Origin of the sequence: Alcanivorax sp. (assembly GCF_051117345.1) — a bacterium.
In the GTDB taxonomy this organism is placed as follows: Bacteria; Pseudomonadota; Gammaproteobacteria; order Pseudomonadales; family Alcanivoracaceae; genus Alcanivorax.
The window spans coordinates 1-19,013 of sequence record NZ_JBNPEC010000201.1 but is presented as its reverse complement, the minus strand read 5'-3'; the positions used below and the strand labels follow the sequence as shown (position 1 = coordinate 19,013).

The 19,013-nt window shown below is 59.5% G+C and carries 18 protein-coding genes; 9 read left to right on the top strand and 9 right to left on the bottom strand.

What is annotated here, in order from left to right; genetic code table 11:
- Nucleotides 1-117 precede the first annotated feature (117 nt).
- The 6 genes from rluB to ACFE0K_RS12760 all read right to left on the bottom strand — a co-directional run bounded on the left by rluB (nt 118) and on the right by ACFE0K_RS12760 (nt 5,898).
- Complete coding sequence (rluB, locus tag ACFE0K_RS12785; protein ID WP_434536425.1) at nt 118-963, bottom strand: 23S rRNA pseudouridine(2605) synthase RluB; 846 nt, start codon at nt 961-963, stop codon at nt 118-120.
- Nucleotides 956-1,885, bottom strand: a complete 930-nt coding sequence (scpB, locus tag ACFE0K_RS12780) for an SMC-Scp complex subunit ScpB (protein ID WP_434536424.1) — start codon at nt 1,883-1,885, stop codon at nt 956-958. Before scpB ends, rluB begins: the two co-directional genes overlap by 8 nt.
- A gap of 2 nt (nt 1,886-1,887) precedes the next feature.
- Nucleotides 1,888-2,826, bottom strand: coding sequence for a segregation and condensation protein A (locus ACFE0K_RS12775; RefSeq protein ID WP_434536423.1), 939 nt, complete (start codon nt 2,824-2,826; stop codon nt 1,888-1,890).
- A 29-nt stretch (nt 2,827-2,855) separates the two neighbouring features.
- Entirely contained in the window at nt 2,856-4,070 is a 1,215-nt protein-coding gene (locus tag ACFE0K_RS12770; RefSeq protein WP_434536422.1) for a tryptophan--tRNA ligase, read from the bottom strand.
- Between the two features lie 211 nt (nt 4,071-4,281).
- Nucleotides 4,282-4,905 (bottom strand): L-threonylcarbamoyladenylate synthase, encoded by a 624-nt coding sequence (locus ACFE0K_RS12765; protein ID WP_035244377.1) that lies wholly within the window; start codon nt 4,903-4,905, stop codon nt 4,282-4,284.
- A 171-nt stretch (nt 4,906-5,076) separates the two neighbouring features.
- Nucleotides 5,077-5,898, bottom strand: coding sequence for a PHP domain-containing protein (locus tag ACFE0K_RS12760; protein ID WP_434536436.1), 822 nt, complete (start codon nt 5,896-5,898; stop codon nt 5,077-5,079).
- A gap of 195 nt (nt 5,899-6,093) precedes the next feature.
- Between ACFE0K_RS12760 and ACFE0K_RS12755 the strand changes: the two genes are divergently transcribed.
- The 6 genes from ACFE0K_RS12755 (at nt 6,094) to ACFE0K_RS12730 (ending at nt 12,126) form a co-directional block, all read left to right on the top strand.
- On the top strand, nt 6,094-6,834 hold the full coding sequence (locus ACFE0K_RS12755) for a VC0807 family protein (protein ID WP_434536421.1): 741 nt from the start codon (nt 6,094-6,096) through the stop codon (nt 6,832-6,834).
- A gap of 21 nt (nt 6,835-6,855) precedes the next feature.
- Entirely contained in the window at nt 6,856-7,155 is a 300-nt protein-coding gene (locus tag ACFE0K_RS12750) for a YciI family protein (protein ID WP_434536420.1), read from the top strand.
- A 132-nt stretch (nt 7,156-7,287) separates the two neighbouring features.
- Nucleotides 7,288-7,950: a TIGR04211 family SH3 domain-containing protein gene (locus tag ACFE0K_RS12745; protein ID WP_434536419.1), complete on the top strand. Its 663-nt coding sequence runs from the start codon at nt 7,288-7,290 to the stop codon at nt 7,948-7,950.
- 170 nt (nt 7,951-8,120) lie between these two features.
- A complete protein-coding gene (locus ACFE0K_RS12740) occupies nt 8,121-9,029 on the top strand; it encodes an acyltransferase (RefSeq protein WP_434536418.1) in 909 nt (302 codons plus the stop codon).
- 63 nt (nt 9,030-9,092) lie between these two features.
- A complete protein-coding gene (locus ACFE0K_RS12735) occupies nt 9,093-11,657 on the top strand; it encodes a DUF349 domain-containing protein (protein WP_434536417.1) in 2,565 nt (854 codons plus the stop codon).
- Nucleotides 11,650-12,126 carry a DUF4442 domain-containing protein gene (locus ACFE0K_RS12730; protein WP_434536416.1) on the top strand — a complete coding sequence of 159 codons (477 nt, stop codon included), beginning with the start codon at nt 11,650-11,652 and terminating at the stop codon, nt 12,124-12,126. The genes ACFE0K_RS12735 and ACFE0K_RS12730 overlap by 8 nt, the downstream gene beginning before the upstream one ends.
- 64 nt (nt 12,127-12,190) lie before the next feature.
- Here ACFE0K_RS12730 and ACFE0K_RS12725 read toward each other — a convergent pair whose 3' ends face one another.
- Nucleotides 12,191-12,805, bottom strand: a complete 615-nt coding sequence (locus ACFE0K_RS12725) for a DUF924 family protein (RefSeq protein ID WP_434536415.1) — start codon at nt 12,803-12,805, stop codon at nt 12,191-12,193.
- Nucleotides 12,798-13,433 carry an arylesterase gene (locus ACFE0K_RS12720; protein ID WP_434536414.1) on the bottom strand — a complete coding sequence of 212 codons (636 nt, stop codon included), beginning with the start codon at nt 13,431-13,433 and terminating at the stop codon, nt 12,798-12,800. Before ACFE0K_RS12720 ends, ACFE0K_RS12725 begins: the two co-directional genes overlap by 8 nt.
- Between ACFE0K_RS12720 and ACFE0K_RS12715 the strand changes: the two genes are divergently transcribed.
- Nucleotides 13,432-14,109, top strand: a complete 678-nt coding sequence (locus ACFE0K_RS12715) for an ABC transporter ATP-binding protein (protein WP_434536413.1) — start codon at nt 13,432-13,434, stop codon at nt 14,107-14,109. The genes ACFE0K_RS12720 and ACFE0K_RS12715 overlap by 2 nt on opposite strands.
- The gene (locus tag ACFE0K_RS12710) at nt 14,102-16,510 is read left to right on the top strand and encodes an ABC transporter permease (protein WP_434536435.1); all 2,409 of its coding nucleotides are present in this window, start codon (nt 14,102-14,104) and stop codon (nt 16,508-16,510) included. Before ACFE0K_RS12715 ends, ACFE0K_RS12710 begins: the two co-directional genes overlap by 8 nt.
- 103 nt (nt 16,511-16,613) lie before the next feature.
- Here the strand turns inward: ACFE0K_RS12710 and ACFE0K_RS12705 are convergent, their stop codons facing one another.
- A complete protein-coding gene (locus ACFE0K_RS12705) occupies nt 16,614-17,846 on the bottom strand; it encodes a multidrug effflux MFS transporter (protein ID WP_434536412.1) in 1,233 nt (410 codons plus the stop codon).
- 327 nt (nt 17,847-18,173) lie between these two features.
- On the opposite strand from ACFE0K_RS12705, the gene ACFE0K_RS12700 reads away from it, so the two are divergent.
- Nucleotides 18,174-19,013, top strand: an 840-nt coding sequence (locus ACFE0K_RS12700; RefSeq protein ID WP_434536411.1) for a cation:proton antiporter, incomplete at its 3' end; no start/stop codon positions are given.

The following is a 19,013-nucleotide window of genomic DNA, read 5'->3' as shown; positions in this document are numbered from 1 at the left end:
TTCGCGACGGCTATTACCGATATCTTTAAACGGCAGAGGCCGCGCCCAACCTATGAACGCGGCCTCTACATTAGCCAGGAAAACCTGCCTGGCTAGCTGTTAACTATTCACTGTTAACTATCTTCTATACGGGCCACGAGCCTTGCGAGGAGGTTTGCTGCCGGCGCGCTGGTGACGCAGGCGGGCGCGGCCGTAGAGGCCGGTGTATTTCTTGCCCTTCAACTCTACCTTGCCGATCAGGGCCTGGATCTGTTCAGGCTCCAGCTCCATCCAGCGGCCCTGACGCAGCTGGGGCGGCAAGGTCAGGTCGCCAAAACGGATCCGCATCAGGCGAGCCACGTCCAGATCCTGGGACTGGAACAGACGACGCACTTCCCGGTATTTACCCCCGGTCAGTGTCACCTTGTACCAGTGGTTGGCGCCCTCTTCCGCGCCGCCGGCATCTTCGATGCTGTCGAACTTGGAAACACCATCTTCCAGCAGCACGCCGTCGAGCATGGCCTGACGCTTTTCCGGGGTCATGCCACCACGAACACGCACGGCGTACTCACGCACGAAACCGTTGGACGGATGCATCAGGCGGTGTGCCAGCTCACCATCGGTGGTGAACAACAACAGGCCGGTGGTATTGATGTCCAGACGCCCCACTTGTACCCAGCGCATGCCCTGCAGGCGCGGCAGGTTATCAAACACCGTGGCGCGCCCTTCCGGATCGTTGCGTGAGCACACTTCGCCGGGCGGCTTGTGGTACATGATCACGCGCTGAACGATTTCTTCTTCCGCCTTCACTTTAATAATCCTGCCATCTACGCGTAGGGTGTCTTCACTGCCAACCCGGTCACCCAGGGTTGCCACCGCGCCGTTGACCGAAACCCGGCCATCAGCGATCCATTTCTCCAGCTCCCGACGGGAGCCCATTCCGGCTCGCGCCAGTACTTTCTGCAATTTTTCAGTTTCAGTCATGACGTGTCTGGCTGTCCTCTGCACTATTTTCCGCAGCGGCATCCTCGCCGTCAGCGTCATTGGGGCTATTGTCAGCCGTCTCGGCCTCTTCGGCCACACTTTCATCAATAGCAACGGCTTCCTGCTTGTCCTTGTCGGCAGCCGGTTTGCGACGGAATTCCTGTTCGAAGCCGGACAACACCGAATCCACCTTGTCCATACTCATCAAGGTGTCATCATCAATTTCCGGTTCCTGCTCCAGACCCGGGAACGCTTCCTGGTCCCCTGGCAGGCGCTGTTCACGCTCATCGTCCAGCAGGCCATGGCCATCTTCGCCTTCCGGTGCCTCATCCATGTCTCCCGGACCGGCTTTGGCGGGCGGCACATCGCTGAGGGCCAGTTCTTCGTTGATCTTGTCCAGATCACGAATCTCCGACAGCGATGGCAGGTCTTCCAGGCTCTTCAAATCGAAGTAGTCGAGAAACTGCTTGGTGGTGGCAAACATGGCCGGGCGCCCCGGTACATCCCGGTGCCCCACCACGCGCACCCAGTTTCTCTCCAGCAAGCTTTTGACGATATGCGAGCTTACGGAAACACCACGAATTTCTTCGATTTCGCCACGAGTAATAGGCTGGCGATAGGCGATCAGTGCCAGGGTCTCCAGAATGGCCCGGCTGTAACGGGGCGGCTTTTCCTGCCACAGGCGACTGACCCACTGGCCCAGTTCCGGGCGGGCCTGGAAGCGAAAGCCGGAAGCCACCTCTTTCAGGAAGATGCCGCGATCCGCATAGGCCTCGCCGATCTCTTCCAGATATTTGCCCAGATCCTGCTTGCTGGGGCGCTCTTCTTCATCAAATAGCGTCTGCAGTGCATCCCGGTCAAGCGGACCATCCGCTACCAGAATGGCGGCCTCAATGATTTTTTTTATCTGTTCAGCTTCCACAGCTACCCCTCGGTTCCGTCATGGGCATCGGGTTCATCATCCACGCCGTCATCGGGTTCGTCGTCCAGTTCAAGTTGGGCCAGCACGTCAGATTCTTCCAGCACCAGGGTCTTCGCTTTGACATGAATCGGAGCGAAGGCCTGGTTCTGTACCAGCTCAATCAGGCTGCCCTTGACCAGCTCAAGCGTGGCCAGAAAGGTGACCACGACGCCAAGCCGCCCTTCTTCCGGGCTGAAAAGCTCCACGAAGGGCACAAAATCCCGGCCCTTGAGCTTGTCCAGCACGTTGGCCATGCGCTCGCGGGTAGACAGCTTTTCCCGGGACACCTGATGGCTCTCGAACATGTCGGCCCGGTGCATGACCTCCTTCAGGGCCAGCAGCAGCTCACGCATGTCCACATCCGGCTGAGCCTTTTCCCGGGTAAACTCCGGCCGTTTGGCTTCTGCCGGGAAGATGTCTCTTTCCAGGCGCGGCAGCTGGTCGATGTCTTCTGCTGCCTGCTTGAAACGCTCATATTCCTGCAAGCGGCGAATCAGCTCTGCACGCGGATCGTGTTCTTCGTCTTCCTCGTCTTCTTTCTGACGAGGCAGCAACATGCGCGACTTGATCTCGCCCAGCATGGCGGCCATCACCAGGTATTCCGCCGCCAGCTCGAAATTCATCGCCTTCATCAACTCCACGTACTCCATGTACTGAGTGGTGATGGTGGAGACCGGGATATCGAGAATGTCCAGGTTCTGTCGCTTGATCAGGTACAAGAGCAGATCCAGCGGGCCCTCGAAGGCTTCCAGGAAGACTTCCAGCGCATCCGGCGGAATGTACAAATCGTCCGGCAGTTTGGTGATGGCCTTGCCATACATCAGGCCAAAGGGCATCTCTGCCTGGCTGGGATGCAGCGGCTTCATGATGGGTGTGACTGTAGGTTCTGCCGGTTCAGTCATGTCTCTCTCCCGAGAACGCCCAGGGCGCCTCAGCGGTAATTGAGCCCCATGGCGGCACGGACTTCTTCCAGAGTGGCGCGGGCGGCCTCGCGGGCTTCCTCGCAGCCTTCAGCGACCAGGGTGCGGACCAGATCCGGGTTGCGCAGGTGTTCTTCGGCGCGTTTGCGGATCGGCTCCAGCTCTTCCTGAACGGCCTCAATGATTGGCTTCTTGCAGTCCAGGCAGCCGATGCCGGCGCTGGTGCAGCCCGCTTTTACCCACTCGCGGGTGTTGTCATCGGAATAGACCATGTGGAACTGCCACACCGGGCAGTTATCCGGGTTACCCGGGTCGGTGCGGCGAACCCGGGCCGGGTCGGTGGGCATGCGGCGGATCTTGCTGTCGATATCCGCCTCTTCCTCACGCATGGTGATGAAGTTGCCGTAGGACTTGGACATTTTCTGCCCATCCAGACCAGGCATCTTGGAGGCTGGCGTCAGCAACGCCTGGGGTTCGGGCAGGATTACCTTGCCACCGCCCTCCAGGTCGCCCATCAATCGTTCCTTGTCACCCAGGGTGATATTCTGCTGGCTTTCCACCAGGGCGCGCGCCGTCTCCAGGGAGGCTTCATCGCCCTGTTCCTGATACTGGCGGCGATGATTCAGGTAGACCTTCGCCTGCTTTTTGCCCATTTTCTTGATGGCTGCATCCACCGCTTCCTCGAAGCCCGGCTCACGGCCGTACAGGTGATTGAAGCGGCGCGCCACTTCCCGGGTCAGCTCCACATGAGCGACCTGGTCGGCGCCCACAGGGACTTGCCCGGCCCGGTAAGCCAGGATATCGGCAGATTGCAGCAGCGGATAACCCAGGAAACCGTAGGTGCTGAGGTCCTTTTCGCGCAGCTTTTCCTGCTGGTCCTTATAGGTGGGCACCCGTTCCAGCCAGGACAGCGGCGTCATCATGGACAGCAGCAGGTGCAGCTCCGCGTGCTCCGGCACCTGACTCTGGATAAACAGGGTCGCCGAGCCCGGGTTCACGCCGGCGGCAAGCCAGTCGATTACCAGATCCCAGACGTGCTGTTCGATGTTGTGCGGGTTTTCGTATTCGGTAGTGAGCCCGTGCCAGTCTGCCACGAAGAAAAAACATTCATATTCGTGCTGCAGACGCGCCCAGTTTTTCAGCACGCCATGGTAATGCCCCAGATGCAGGCGGCCGGTGGCGCGCATGCCGGAAACAACTCGCTGGGAGGGAACCACGGAACTCAAAGCCTACTCCTTAGAATCTTGTTTGGGTTATATCGCACGCCGCTGTGTATCGCTCACAGGCAGGAGCGCACTAAACCCGATCTGCCGCGCGATGCGACGGGCACCACGCGGGGGAAAGCCAGCGATTATACGGTGAACCGGGGTATCAGGGACAGTGGCAAGCAGCCCCTTTGCGGCACTCTGGGTAAAACATGGTCAGCCAGGGCAACATTTAGAAAATACTGTCCACCGGGCCGGCGCCTTCCCGCACCACTTCCGGGCCATCACCGTCGGCCATGGAAATCACGGTCGTCTCCATTACGCCACAGAAACCACCATCAATGACCAGATCCACCTGTCCCTGCAGGAAGTCGCGGACATCCTGGGGATCAGTCAGCGGGAACTCGTCGTTGGGCAGATGGCAGGTAGACGTCATGATCGGCTCGCCATGCTCGGCCAGCAGCGCCTGGCAGATGGCATGATCCGGCACGCGGATACCAATATTGCGCTTTTTCGGGTCCATCAGCCGCCGCGGCACCTCGGTGGTGCCCTTGAGGATGAAGGTATAAGGGCCCGGGGTGTGGGCCTTGAGCAGACGATAATCCGGGTTTTCCACCTTGGCATAGATGGCTAGCGCAGACAGATCGTGGCACAGCAGGGTGAACTGGTGCTTCTTGTCCAGCTGCCGCAGGCGGATCAGGCGATCCAGGGCATTCTTTTCGCCAATACCGCAGCCCAGCGCGTAGGTGGTATCCGTCGGGTAGGCAATCAGCCCGCCGTTACGAATAACGTCTACCGCCTGACGGATAAGTCGCGGCTGAGGAGTTTCAGGATGGATATAGAGGATTTCGGTCATAAATAAGCAGTTAACAGTGAATAGTTAATAGTGAACAGCGGAAAAGCCCGAAGGAGTTCTTTTCCAGCCGGGAAGGCAGCGTTAAAAGGTGGATCAACGTTAACAGTGAACTTTAATAAGCAGCAGCAACCCTTTGTTTTAGCTGTTAACTATTCACTATTAACTGTTAACTCAAGCCAGCCTTCCTTCCCACACCGGCCTCGCGCCGTTCGGCACTGGCGGCAATCGCCCCAGTGCCAGCCATTTTTGCTCAGGCGAATGGAAGTCTGAGCCGGCGGACACCTGCAGATCAAAATGCTGCCAGCATTCATCCAGCAACGCGGTCTGTTGCGGAGAGAGCCCGGGCATGGCCACTTCCAGGCCATCGCCGCCGGCTTCCTTGAAACTGGCAAGAAACTGGCGCAGTTTCTTGCGCGTCATGCCGTAGGCCTGCGGGTGAGCCAGCACCGCGGTGCCGCCGGCAGCATGAATATCGGCAATCGCCTCTTCCAGGGAGCACCAGGGGGTCGCCACAAAAGCGGATTGGCCCTGCTTCAGATAACGGTTAAAGGCGTGCCGGTGGTTGCGCACCCTGCCCGCTTCTTGAAGAAACCGGGCAAAGAGAGGGCGCCCTGGCGCGTCGGTGCCCGCCAGTTCACAGGTACGCTCATAACTGTTGGCCAGGGTGGCTGCGCGATCCAGGCGGCGGCCAATCTCCCGTGCGCGGTTTACCCGAGCCGCCTGCTGGCCGGCCACGCGTTCCTGAAGCTGCCCACAATCGGTGTCCAGCCACAGTCCCAACACATGATATTCGCGGTTTTCGTGGCGGACGGACAGCTCGATACCGTTCACCAGGCTGATCTCGTGCTGCCGTGCAGCCTCGTGGGCTTCCGGTAACCCGGCCAGGGTATCGTGGTCAGTCAGGGCCAGACAGGTCACGCCATAGTCCGCAGCCCTCGACACCAGCGCTGCAGGGCTTAGAATACCGTCGGACGCAGTACTGTGACTGTGCAGGTCGATTGTGTGGTTACAGGAGATAGCCAGATCCTCTCAAGGTTCTCGATGTGTCTGCAGTGACTCCACATCGTCATACGGACACGCTCCGGCAGACTGACGACGGGAATCAGGGCGCAGGGTAGCATTTTTGAGCCCTGCACCGGCATCTTTAACGCCCCCTGGCTGCCATAAACTGATCAAACGGAACTCCGAATGAGCGAAAGCAACACCCCGGAACAGAACAGCAAGCCGGCCAGCACCCCATCGCCGAACCAGGAAAGCTTACTGGCTAACTTGCTGATCAATATTGTCATTCCCGCCCTGATACTGGCCAAACTCTCCGGAGATGACTGGCTGGGTACCAAGTGGGCCATTGTGGTGGCGCTGGCTTTCCCCCTGCTCTACGGCGTTCGGGATTTCCTTCGGAACGGCAAGGCCAACTTTTTCTCCGGCCTGGGCATTGTCAGCATTCTGCTCACCGGCGGCATCAGCCTGATGGAGCTGGACGCCAAGTATATCGCCATAAAGGAAGCCGCCATTCCCGCACTGCTGGGCGTCGCAACGGTGATTTCCCTGCGTACTCGCTGGCCACTGGTGAAAATCTTTCTCTACAACGACAAGGTGCTGGATACCGACAAGATCGCAGCCAAGCTGGCAGACAATAACAACCTCGGCGCCTTCGAGCTGACCCTCAAGCAGGCCTCCTGGATGGTCGCAGCCTCCTTTTTCCTGTCCTCGGTGCTCAACTACGTGCTGGCCAAGATGATTTTGACCAGCCCACCGGGCAGCGAGGCCTTCAATGCCGAACTGGGCAAGATGACAGCCCTGAGCTACCCGGTTATTGTCGTGCCCTCCATGATTGTGCTGATTCTTGCCATGGTCTTTCTGTTTCGCCGCATCGGCAAGCTGACCGGGCTGAAACTGGAAGACATCATGGCCGCACACCACCGTTAACCCTGAATAAAGAGCGAAACCATGCTGTACGCGATTATCAGTGAGGACGTGGCAAACTCCCTTCCCTTGCGCAAACAGGCCCGGGCGGACCATCTGGCCCGCCTGGAAACCCTGAAAGAACAGGGCCGGTTGATACTGGCCGGCCCACACCCGGCCATCGACAGCAACGATCCCGGTGAGGCCGGCTTCACCGGCTCATTGGTAGTCGCCGAATTCCCCTCACTGGAAGCCGCCCAACAATGGGCGGATGCCGACCCCTACATCGCTGCCGGTGTTTACGCTGGCGTTACGGTGAAACCGTTCAAGAAGGTACTGCCCTGACCTGCAGGCGGACGGATTGCCTTTTTTTACAAAGAGACCACGGCCCACAGCGCGAAATGTGATTATGGTAGCGCCGCAACCCTGATGACTTCTCTAGACTGCGCGGCCTGACACGAAGGAGTAAAGACCCCCATGCTCGCAAGACTGGTTTGTTTCCTGGCAATAATGGTGGCCAGCCATACGGCTGTCGCCTCCGCTGCCTGGGTGGATGACAGCATCTATGTACCGATTCGCTCATCTGCCAACCCCGCTGGCCGCATTCTCCACCGGGGCATCAAAAGCGGTACCCGCATCGAGTTTCTCGGCTTTGACGGTGACTGGGCAAAAATCCGCTACAAAGACATTGAAGGCTATATTGGCAAGCAGTACCTGAGCCAGAGCCCCACCGCTGAAATCATGCTGGAGCGAGCCAACCAGGCCAGCGAAGAAGCCAAGGCAGAAGCGGCCAAACTGCGCGCTCAGATGGCAGAGCTCAAAGGCGAGCACGAGGCGCTTTCCGAGCAATCCTCGGAACTGAAGAATGCCCTCAGCTCTCGCAGCGAAGAGCTGGAGCAGTTGCAGGACGTAGCCTCTGACCCGATCCGTCTGGACCAGGCCAACCGTCGCCTCAATGAAGAGCTGAGCCTGCTTCGTTCCGAGCTTGATCAGGTGAAAGGCGAAAACGTGATGCTGCGCAACAACAACACCTCCCAGCAATGGATTACCGGGGTCGGCATTCTGCTGCTTGGCCTGGTTGCCGGCATGATCATGCGCTCACGGTCCGGTCGTCGCCGTAACAGCGGCTGGGCGAACTGATCGTCTACTGATTATCCCTGCCAAGGCCATGCCTGTCCGGCATGGCCTTTCTGGTGAAACCAGGGCTCCAACGCCCTGTATTTTCGGTAAAAAAGACCGAAACGGACACGGGACATGCCTGCGAGGTTTGGGTAGCATGCCTGTTTACCCTGCTATTGACGACGACGGTTATGACTATCTGGCACAAGATTCGTGGCGCACTGGCCCTGGTGGGCATCCTGCTTAACACCCTTCTTCTCTGCCTTCCGCTTTACGTTTTTGCCCTGCTTCGGCTGCTGCTGCGCGGGGAAAAATCCCAGGTGGTATTGTCGAAAATCCTGGTCTTCATCGCCGAGACCTGGATCGGCATCAATAACGCCATTATCGGCCTGACCAGTCAGGTGAAATGGAACATCACCGGCATGGAGACCCTGGATCGGGATCAGTGGTATTTGGTCACCTGCAATCACCAGTCCTGGGCGGATATTCTGGTGCTGCAGCGCATCTCCAACCGCAGAATTCCCTTCCTGAAGTTTTTCCTCAAGCAGGAATTGATAAAGGTACCGCTGCTCGGCCTGGCCTGGTGGGCCCTGGATTTTCCTTTCATGAAGCGGTTCAGCAAGGCCGAGCTTGAAAAGAACCCGTCCCTGAAAGGCAAGGATCTGGAAACCACCCGCAAGGCTTGCGAGAAATTTGCCTACTTCCCCACTTCGGTGATGAATTTCTTCGAAGGCACCCGCTTCGAGGCAGAAAAGCACGCCAAGCAGCAATCCCCCTACAAACACCTGCTCAAACCAAAAGCCGGTGGTGCCGCTTTTACCCTTAATGCCATGTCAGGGCATTTGCGAAATTTACTTGATGTGACCATTATTTACCCCCCGGAGGCACCCCGCTCTCTGCTGGCTTTTCTCGGCGGCGCCATGAATGAGGTTGACGTAATCGTTCAGCAGCGCGTGATCCCCGCCTGGGCCTCGGAAGGCGACTACGAATCGGACCCGGAATTCCGCGCCCGATTCCAGCAATGGATTGGCGAGCTCTGGGCGGAAAAGGATGCCTTACTGGAAAATAATAACGCCGGACGCACCACGCCGAACGCCTGACGCACCTTCTTTTTAGCGTCAGGCATAGAGCGTCAAGCGTCTGGCGCCTTCTTGAGAATTTATATGTTTGGCCGATTTCTGAAACCACGCTGGCAGCACAGCAATCCCGACATGCGGCTCAAGGCCGTGGAACAACTGTCCCCCGTCGACGACGAGGCCACCCTGGCCCGTCTTGCGCGGGGCGACTCCAACTCCCTGGTGCGAGCCGCCGCCAGCGGCAGAGTTGCCGATTTTTCACTGCTGGATGAGATCCATCAGCGTGACGAAGAGCCCTCGGTTCGTGAAGCCGCGTCCATGCGCATCATGGCACTGCTGGCTGGCACCGCAGATGGCGCTCCCAACAGCGAAACCCGTTTGAGACTGATACGCCTGACCGGCAATCGCGAGGCGCTGGCTTTTATTGCCCGCAACAGCCCTGACGAGATGTGCCAACAGGCCGCCATCGAGCGCCTCGATGATGACAACCTGTTGTTTGAGCTGGCCCTGGAAAGCAAGACAGAAACCCTGCGACTGGAAGCCGCTCAACAGCTTCGCAGTCTCTCGCTACTGAAACGCCTGAGCCGCGAAGGCCGTGACAAACGCGTCACCCGGCTGGCCCGGGAACAAGCCAAGGCCCTGCAGGAAAAAATACAGCAGGAAGAAGCCGAGTCCGCACGGGTCGTGCAACTGGCAGATCGGCTGGAACAACACGCCCGCCGCTCCGTTGATGCCCTTTATGGGCCGCGCCTGGAACAACTGGAACAGCAGTGGCAAGACAGCAGCAACCGGGCCACACCGGACCTGGCCGAGCGCGTTCAGCAGGCACTCCAGCAATGCCGCCACCAACTGGCGACCCTGCAGGAAGAAAATCACCGCCAGGCACTGGCAGATACCGCCCGTGCTGAGCGGGAAGCCGCTGCCCACAACCTGTACCAACTGCTGAACCAGAGCGACCCGCAGGCCTGGGAAGACCAGCTGGGCGAGTTGCGCTCTGCCCTTGCCACCCAGAAACGTCGCTGGGACAGCGCCAATGAGCAGGCCCCCGCGCCGGATAATGACAAACAGGCCTTCGAGGATCTGGTCAATGCTTTCCAGCGAATGTTGCATCTGGCCGCCGATATTCTCGAAGCTCGCGATGATCCGGCTCGCCTGCACAGCCTGGCCGCTGAGTGGCCCACGGGATACCCCAAGCCGCCATTGCTGACTGCCCTCGCCGCCCCATCTCGCGAAGAAAAACCATCAACGGCCCCGGCTCGCCCCGCACCGAGCCCCCATCAGGGGCTGCTGGTCGCACTGAAACGGGAGCTTCGTGAAGGCAACCTGCGCCATGCCAACCGTCTCTGGCACAAAGCTCAGGCCATCATCGACGAGCAAGGTGATTCAACCCTGGCCAGCCAGCTGAAAAAACTGGAAGCCCGCCGTGCCGAACTGCAGGACTGGCACCGCTTTGCTGCCGAACCGAAGAAGGTGTCGCTGTGCGAATCCATGGAGGCCCTGGCGGACAGCAGCATGGATGCCCCGCAACTGGCTTCTGCCATCCAGGCACTTCACGATGAATGGCGCGCCTTGATGAGCTCCGATCAGGATGAGGATCAGGCCCTGTGGGATCGCTTCAAGGCTGCATCCGATCGAGCCTATGAGCCTTGCCAGGCCCATTTTGCCGAGCAGGACGCGCTGCGCCAGCGCAATCTGGAAAAACGCCGCCAGCTTTGCGAGCAACTTGAGCAATTTATTAACGCACAAGACTGGAGTCAGGCCGACTGGCAAGGCATCTGGCAAATCCGCCAGCAGGCACCGAAAGACTGGAAAGCCATTCAACCGGTGCGCTTCACTCACGCTCGTGAAGTACAGAAACGCTTCTCTGCCATCTTGTCCGGTCTGGATGAAAGGCTGAAGGACTATATCGAGAGCGCAGAAACCGCTCGCCAGGCCCTGATCACCCAGGCAAAAAGCCTGGCCGAACTGGACGATGTGGGCGAAGCCACCCGGCAGGCCCAGCAACTGCAGAAGCAATGGCGCGACACTCCCTGGTTGCCGCCGGCCCAGCATCGCGCTGGACAGAAAACATTCAAAAAGGCCATGGATGCCCTGTTTGCCGAGCGTAATCGTCAGCATGCCGAGCGCAAGGCAGAGCAGGAAGTCCGGTCACAGGAAGCTCAGGCTACTGTCACACAACTGCAAAGCTGCCTGGATGCTCCGTTTTCACGGGAAGGTGCCCAGGCTTTGAAAGAGGCGCTGCACGCGCTTGAGCAATTCAACAGCTCCGCCCTGCCCCAGTCTCTGAACCGCCAGGCTCAGCAACTTCGCCGCCGTGCCCGCGAAAGGCTCGACCGCCTGTCTGAATGGGAGCATTGGCAGGCCCTGCAGCAGACGGTGGAAAGCCTGCCTGACGTGAATGAGTGCGGCGAAGAATCACTGACACTGGCGGTGGCCTTCGAGGCACTGGCTGGTGTGCCCAGCCCGGAAGCCGAGCGCCAGCGTCGCCTGCAATGGCAACTGGAAAAACTGCCATCGGCCATGAAGCAGCAACAGTTTTCTGCTTTGGACGAAATGGCTCGCCTCTTGAAAGACCACGACAAACCCGTCTGTGCTGCCGTGCGCAATCGCCTGCATCAGGCCCTGGCCGTACTGGAGCCAGGCAGTGAGTAATCTGTTGACCCGCTTCGCCAGAACTCCAAGAGGGTTACGCTGGTTTCTAAACCTTTACGGCCCCTACCTGGGAGCCGGCGTGCGGGTAGACTATCTGGCGGAGGACTTTCGCGAGCTGAAGGTGTCCATGGGGTTGCACTGGTACAACCGCAATTACGTGGGCACCCATTTCGGCGGCAGTCTTTATTCCATGGTGGACCCGTTCTATATGCTCATAGTCATGAACGTGCTGGGGCGGGATTTCATCGTCTGGGACAAGGCCGCGGAGATTGATTTCATCAAGCCGGGCACCGGGCGGGTTCATGCCCGCTTCCTGCTCACCGATGAGATGCTGAAAGACATCCAGCAGCACACCGCCGATGGCAACAAATACCTGCCTTGCTGGCCGGTGACCATCGTCAATGATGAGGGCGAGACCGTGGCAACGATCAACAAGACGCTCTATATCCGCAAGAAAAAGCCCGGCTGACGCACACTCTCGCCAAGATCGCCTCTCTACCTGTCACTTCGCGTCATCGGCAGGAAATCGTTTCTTACTGTCCGAAGCCACCCGACTTTTCCAGGTAGGCGAGCTCGTCGGCGGTGCTTTCCCGACCCAGCGCCTTATTGCGATGCGGAAAACGCCCAAAGCGACAAACCAATTCCCGGTGTTGGCGGGCCGCGTTGACACTGCTTTGCACCGACTTACGGCAGAAATCCGGCGCGCGTTCCAACAACGCCGTCATGCTGTTCAGGCAGAGATCCTGCAAGTCTTCATCCTCGGCGTGCATCAGTGGCATCAGGAAAAACATCTGGCCGCAAAGAGGTAACTTGCTGTGCATCTGCCGGGAGACGCCCTCTACTGCCAGCGTTGCCGCCCGATGGTCGCCCGCAAAGGCCTGGGGCTGGCCCCGGTAGATATGCCGAGTGAACTGATCCAGCAACAGGATCAATGCCAGGCGGGACTGTGGCTGGCGCTCCCAGTCCACCAGTTCCTGCTGTACCGCTGCTTCCACATAGGCGCCGAAGCGATGCTCAATTTCCGCATCATCACCCGCGCTGGCGCGGAACCATTTGCGCGTGACGGATGCCTGCGGCCATTCCTGGCTCAGGCCATCCTCAAACCAGTAATTCAGTACGTCCTGCCAGGGTGGCGTCAACTCAAACACCGTCACCTCCTTTGGCTTTACTGCATTGCTCGGGTAATAAAGGTTCAAGCACGGAAGAGGCATGGGCCTTCAACAAGGGCTGGGCTTCCTCGGTGGGGTGAATGCCATCTTTCTGCATCCAGCCCTGCTCCACCACGCCTTCCAGGAAAAACGGGAACAACGGGACTTGTTTGCCGTCAGATACTTGGCGGAACTGCTGTTCGAACAGCCGCGTATACTGTTGTCCGTAATTGGGGGGAATACGCATGCCGAGCAATACTAGTGTGGCGTTAGCCGCACGGCTTTTCTCAATCATCTGCGACAGGTTGTTGCCCATGGCAATGGGGGACAGGCCGCGCAGGCCATCATTGCCGCCCAGCTCAATGATCACGATTTGCGGCGCATGCTTTTCCAGCAATGCGGCCAGCCGGCTATTGCCGCCAGCGGTGGTTTCACCACTGACCGACGCATTGATCACGGGGAAATCACGGCAGCGCTGTTCCAGTTCTTTCTCCAGCAGGGCCACCCAGCCTGCGGATTTTTCAATCCCGTAGGCGGCGCTGATACTATCGCCGAGAACCAGCAAGCCCTTGGCCTGCGCTGACAGCGACGCCATGGCCAGAATTGTCACTAAAAGAAGCCGAATCATGACCACAAAGTCTCCCGTATTAAGCGCCCGAAACCTTGGCAAACGTGTACAGGGGCCAGAGGGCGGGCTGGATCTGCTGCAGGATATCACGCTGGCAGTGAATGCCGGTGACAGTCTGGCCATTACCGGGCCATCCGGCTCCGGCAAGTCCACCCTGCTGTCCCTGCTCGCCGGGCTGGATGTCCCCACCAGCGGCGAGGTGTTGCTGGGAGGCAAGCCATTCAGTAGTGGCAGTGAAGATCAACGGGCCCGCCTGCGTGGCGAGCAATGCGGCTTTGTATTCCAGCATTTTCAACTGGTCGCCGATCTCACCGCCCAGGAAAACGTGATGCTGCCACTGGAAATTCTTGGCCGCAGCAAAGCCCGCGATACTGCCCGCCACTGGCTCGACCAGGTCGGGCTGGACAAACGCTGCCACCACTTCCCCGCCCAACTGTCTGGCGGGGAACAGCAGCGCGTTGCGTTGGCGCGTGCCTTCGCGGTCTCCCCTTCCCTGCTGTTTGCGGATGAGCCCACGGGGAGTCTGGATTATGCCAATGGCGAGCATGTGGCAGACCTGCTGTTTTCCCTGAACCAGGAGCAAGGCACTGCCCTGGTGCTGGTCACCCACGACCAGACCCTGGCCCGGCGTTGCAGCAGAGCCATGTCCCTGGTGGAGGGCCGTCTTGGTGTTTAAGGCCTGGCGTTCCCCTGCATTTCGCGTGCAGGCACTGGCGGTACTGGTGGCAGCCTTTGCCATGACTGCCATGCTGATACTCCGTGACACCGTGGACCAGCGATTCAACCAGCGTACCGCCGTTGCCCTGGGCGCAGACCTGATTCTGGAAGGCACCCGCTTCCCGGAACCGGCACAACGCCAGCTGCTGGCTGAGACTCGCCACACGGAAAGCGTGACGTTCTCCAGCGTGCTGGTAAATGACGACAGCTTCCTGCTGGCCAGCATTCGGGCAGTTTCTGCCGACTTCCCCCTCTATGGCGAGATCCAGATCAGTGACAGCCGCTTTGCAGATCCGTATCCGGTTGACCAGGGTCCGCAACCGGGTCACGTGTGGATTGCCGGCCCCGGGCTGGACCGTCTGGGCCTGCAGACCGGGGAGTTCATAACGCTCGGCCAGCGCAGCCTGCTGATCGATAAAGTCATCGTCCAGGAACCGGATCAGCAGGCGGGCTTCTACAGCATGAACCCACGGGCCCTGATCCATATGGATGATTTGCAGCAGGCAGGGATACTCGGCGAGGGCAGTCGCTACCGGCATAACCTGCTGGTGGCAGCCGATGATGCCGCTCGCCAGCAGTTGGAGAGCCGGCTGACCCCGGAGCTGCGGCCGGACCAGGAACTGGAAACCGTGGCCAATACCGAACTGCGCAGTCGCGGGCCGGTAGAACAGCTTTTCCTGTGGTCGCAACTGGCGGTGATGCTGGTGGTGTTGCTGTGTGCGGCAGCCATCTACCTGACCTCGAGCCACCGCGCCCGTCACCAGCAAACGCTCTGTGCGGTGATGAAAACCGTAGGCGCCAGCCAGGCGACCATCATCCGCCGCTTGCTGGGCGGCGACGCCCTTGCCTTGTTGATCCCCACGCTCAGCGGTATTGCCCTGGCCAGTGCCCTGGGCCTATATCTGATCACACTAATGGGCGGCGGTATGGCCTTTCCCATTACCGCACCGGTATTAGGCTTGGTTGGCCCGGTGCTGCTGTGGCTGGGGTTTGCCGCGCCAACGCTGTGGGCGCATCTGGGACTGCCAGCCACCGCCTTGCTGCAACAGCGTGACAGCCAGCCCGGGCGCCAACGCTGGACCCTGCTAATCGCCCTGCTCACCCCGGTTCCGCTGGCCGCCGTCATGAGCGGTTCACTGACCAGCCTTTGGCCCCTGTTGCTGCTGACCTTTGCCATCGCGGTGGGGCTACCACTGCTTTTGTGGCCACTGGTGTCGTTACTGGACCGGGCCAGCGGCAGAATGCCGCTGGCTGCCCGTCTGGCCCTGCGTCGCCTGAGCCGTCGCAAGGCGACCACCCTGCCCCTGCTGGCGGCGCTGGTGGTGTCGCTGGCTGTCTTGTCCATGTCGATCCAGACCGGCAGGCAGTTGCTGAGCGACTGGCGTTCTACATTGCCCGAAAACGCACCCAACTACTTTGTCATCAACCTGTTTGATCAGGACCTGGCGCCTTTCAATGACTGGCTGGCACAGCACAACAGCGACAGCCAGCCTCTCTATCCCGTGGTGCGCGCCCGGCTCACTGCCATTAACGGTGAGCCGGTGCGTGATGCCGTGACCAAGGAGCAGGACCGGGGTGAGCGGGCATTGAACCGGGACCTGTCTCTCACCGAGGCGGATACCCTGCCTGACAGCAACGTACTGCTGGAAGGCCGCTGGGTCGAGCGACCCGGTGAGGTAACCGTGGAAAGCGAGCTGGCGGAATCGCTGGGGCTGAAGCTGGGCGACCAGCTGACCTTTACCGGGTCGTCGACGCCCATCGAGGCGCAAATTGTCGGCTTGCGGGACGTGGACTGGGAAAGCTTTGCGCCCAACTTCTATTTCATGTTTTCCCCGGGCACGCTGGATGCCCAGAGCCGCACCTGGATCACCAGTTTTTATCTGCCCCCCGAGAAAAGCACAGAGCTGGGCAGCCTGGTGCAACAGTTTCCGCAGATCAGTCTGCTGGACGTGAACGCCATCCTTGCCACCCTGGAAGACATCGTTGCCCAGGCCAGTCGCGCCGCTTTCTTCGTCGGGCTGATGCTGATGCTGGCTGCCTTGCTGGTGCTGGCCGCGGCCCTGTTGGCCACCGCCGACCAGATGCGCAAGGACAACCGCCTGCTGGTTGTCATCGGCGCTCGCCAGAGTCTGCTGCGGCGCACCGCTGCCCTGCAGGCCTTGTTCCTGATCGGCGGTGCCGCCCTGCTGGCCAACCTGATTCACGTTGCCGCACTGTTCCCATTGGGGCAGAAGCTGTTTGACGGGGAGTTGCCGTTGAGCCTGTGGCTGTTGCTGCCTTGGGGCGTCACCGGGCTGTTGGTGCTGACAGCTCGGCTGGCACCACCGTTGCGACCAGCGTCCCGTGGCGGAAAAGTCTGACGCAGACAAGGTGGTGACTTCGTAGGGTGGATTAGCCTAAGCGTAATCCACAAAATTCACCGCACCAGACTTCGAATCGCAGGAAGGTGGATTACGCCTTAGGCTAATCCACCCTACGGTTGATGCGATTCCCGCGATGTACTGCTTCTAACGTTCCGCCCCCTTTCCTCAGCCATAGAAAAGCGCTTAGCGCCGCAATGCTGCTGCCAGCCATCAACAGTGTCATCGGCACTGGCGTGCCGTCATGCCAGGCTCCCAAGACCGTGCCGATCAGCCCGGCCAGCAGGAATTGCAGCGTGCCGTTCAGGCCGGTAGCCGCACCGCTATCGCGGTCGAACAGGCTCAGAAAACTGGCGATGCCGTTGGGGATGACTAGTGCCACCATCCCCGCCGTTACCATGATCAATGGTACTACCGCCCACAGGACAAGGCTGTCTGTCAGTGTCAGTGCCAGCAAGGCCACCCCCGCCAGTGCCTGCAGAATCAGCCCTACACGCATGATGTCGGCACTCGCGTAGCGGCGCAGCAGCACCACATTCAGCCGGTTCAACCCGAGCATGGTCACCACATTGGCGCCGAAATAGAGCGGAAACTGGTCGGGGCTGATGCCGAAATAATCCATGTACAGGAAGGCGGCGTCGGTAATAAAGACAAACAGGGCCGAAAACGCCAGCGCATTGGCAAGAATAAAGCCCATGGCTGGGCGATTGCGCAGCACCCGGCCATAGGCGTTGAACAAACGATGCCACAACGACTCATTGTCCTGTCGCCGGGGCACCGTGGGCAGCGGAAAACGAACCAGCAGCATCAACATCACCCCGTAGCCTGCCAGCATGAAGAAAATGCTCTGCCACCCGGCAAAATTGAGCAGCGCCACGCCCACCGCCGGCGCCACCAACGGCGCAATCAGCATGACCAGGCCAATACTGGTGAGCACCCCGGCGGCCTGCTGGCCGGTAAAATGATCCCGTACCGAGGCTGCAGCGATCACCACGGATGCACCACCACCCATGGCCTGCAGGAAACGCAGCAGGTAAAGCATCTGGATGTCATTACTGAAAGGAATGATCAAGCTACCGGCAATAAACAACAGCAGGCCCACATAGGCCACCGGCTTACGACCAAAATGGTCCGACAACGGGCCGCCCAGCCACTGGCCCAGTGCCACGCCGAGCACATAGACACTCACTGATATTTCGACATCATGGATCGGCACGGCAAAATGCTCAGACATGGCCAACAATGCCGGCAGATAGGTATCGATGGCCAGAGGCCCCAGGGCGACCAGGGTGCCGAGTAAAACCGCTAGTCGACGGGGGGAGATTTGGGCTTGCATGCAATGTCCATTCAGGCAGTGAGAACGGGATGGTAACGCATGTGCCTATTAGCTTCAGTGAATTTATGAACCTGATTCATGCATGCTTTTGAAAAACGGGTTGCGGCCACCGTGCTGTCCTGTGACCATTAGCCGCTTTGGCGGGTTAATGAAAGCGCCCCTGCCCATGGGGTTTCCAGAAACGCAATGGGTAACCGCGATGACAACACGACCAACGGACCGGAACCTGTCCTCATCTGTGCCCGTGATTCAACATTCTGCGGCTCAGCCTGCTTACCCTGCTGACACCTTTTGTCCAGCCCCCCGTCTTTACCAAACGGAAACTGCATGAATTTAGAGATTGCATACCAATTGGCCATCATCACCGTTGTGGCCTTCCTGTGTCAGTGGGTTTCCTGGCGTATCAAGCTGCCCGCCATTCTTCCTCTGCTGCTGACAGGTCTGGCACTGGGGCCACTCACCGGGGTACTGCAACCCAAAGAGCTGCTGGGTGATCTGCTGCTTCCAGGCGTATCGCTGGCGGTATCGATCATTCTCTTTGAAGGGGCCATGACCCTGCGCTTCGATGAAATTCGTGGCTTGGAGAAAACCGTTCGCCGGCTGGTGACATGGGGGGCGCTGGTCACCTGGTCGATTGTCGCCGTGTCTGCCTGGTGGTTCCTCAAGCTGTCGTTTGACCTTGCCCTGCTGTTCGGCGCCCTGGTGGTGGTCACCGGTCCTACCGTGATTGTTCCGCTGCTGCGCAGCGTACGCCCCGTCAGCAGCGTCGCCCGCTTGCTTCGCTGGGAAGGCATCGTCATCGATCCGTTGGGTGCCATTTTTGCGGTACTGGCCTATGAGCTGGTGGTGGCCAGCGGGCAGGAAGGTGCGTTACTGCATACCCTGTGGCTGTTTTTCCAGACTATCACCGTCGGCGCCGCTATCGGTGCTGTGGTCGCCATGGGCCTGGCAGCGCTGCTGCGCCGGCATCTGGTACCAGAATATCTGCGCAGCTTCCTGGTGCTGTCGCTGGTGATTGGCGAATTCGTACTGGCGAATGCTCTCAGCGAGGAATCCGGCCTGGTGGCGGTTACCGTCACCGGTATCGTGCTGGCGAACCTCAAGGGGGTTCGCACCAACGACATTCTCCACTTCAAGGAGAACCTCTCGGTCATTCTGATCTCCGGG

Coding starts and splice junctions, on each gene's coding strand:
- ACFE0K_RS12775 (WP_434536423.1), bottom strand. CDS start 2,826: ATGACTGAACCGGCAGAACCTACAGTCACACCCATCATGAAGCCGCTG.
- ACFE0K_RS12715 (WP_434536413.1), top strand. CDS start 13,432: ATGACCACAAAGTCTCCCGTATTAAGCGCCCGAAACCTTGGCAAACGT.
- ACFE0K_RS12745 (WP_434536419.1), top strand. CDS start 7,288: ATGCTCGCAAGACTGGTTTGTTTCCTGGCAATAATGGTGGCCAGCCAT.
- ACFE0K_RS12735 (WP_434536417.1), top strand. CDS start 9,093: ATGTTTGGCCGATTTCTGAAACCACGCTGGCAGCACAGCAATCCCGAC.
- ACFE0K_RS12765 (WP_035244377.1), bottom strand. CDS start 4,905: ATGACCGAAATCCTCTATATCCATCCTGAAACTCCTCAGCCGCGACTT.
- ACFE0K_RS12755 (WP_434536421.1), top strand. CDS start 6,094: ATGAGCGAAAGCAACACCCCGGAACAGAACAGCAAGCCGGCCAGCACC.
- rluB (WP_434536425.1), bottom strand. CDS start 963: ATGACTGAAACTGAAAAATTGCAGAAAGTACTGGCGCGAGCCGGAATG.
- ACFE0K_RS12705 (WP_434536412.1), bottom strand. CDS start 17,846: ATGCAAGCCCAAATCTCCCCCCGTCGACTAGCGGTTTTACTCGGCACC.
- ACFE0K_RS12720 (WP_434536414.1), bottom strand. CDS start 13,433: ATGATTCGGCTTCTTTTAGTGACAATTCTGGCCATGGCGTCGCTGTCA.
- ACFE0K_RS12740 (WP_434536418.1), top strand. CDS start 8,121: ATGACTATCTGGCACAAGATTCGTGGCGCACTGGCCCTGGTGGGCATC.
- ACFE0K_RS12750 (WP_434536420.1), top strand. CDS start 6,856: ATGCTGTACGCGATTATCAGTGAGGACGTGGCAAACTCCCTTCCCTTG.